The 358-nt window shown below is 56.1% G+C and carries 1 protein-coding gene; it reads left to right on the top strand.

What is annotated here, in order from left to right; translation table 11 throughout:
• Positions 1 to 329, top strand: a 329-nt coding sequence (locus tag RT21_RS22930) for an IS30 family transposase (protein WP_046164479.1), incomplete at its 5' end; no start/stop codon positions are given.
• Positions 330 to 358: the final 29 nt, after the last annotated feature.

Below are 358 nucleotides of genomic sequence, written 5' to 3'. Positions count from 1 at the left end.
TGCGCAAGAGCATGACCTACGACCAGGGCCGAGAAATGGCGCGGCATGCTGAAATCACTCAGCAGACCGGGGTGGCCATTTACTTCTGCGACCCGCACAGCCCTTGGCAGCGCGGCAGCAACGAAAACATCAATGGCTTGATCCGCCAGTACCTGCCCAAAGGCACAGACCTGTCGGTACACAGCCAGGAAGAACTGGATGCCATCGCACTGCAACTGAACATGCGCCCACGTAAGCGCTTCGACTTCAAATGCCCAATTGAAGTTATGGGCAAAGTGATGCAGGAAGCCATGGCTATGCGGCATGATGCGCCTGCTTCAATTCAATAACCGTGTTGCACTCAGCTCCTGCAACCGCC

Source organism: Pseudomonas sp. 10B238, from assembly GCF_000970615.1.
GTDB lineage: Bacteria > Pseudomonadota > Gammaproteobacteria > Pseudomonadales > Pseudomonadaceae > Stutzerimonas.
The sequence above is the reverse complement of the archived record's forward strand: the minus strand, read 5'-3'. Positions and strand labels throughout refer to the sequence as shown.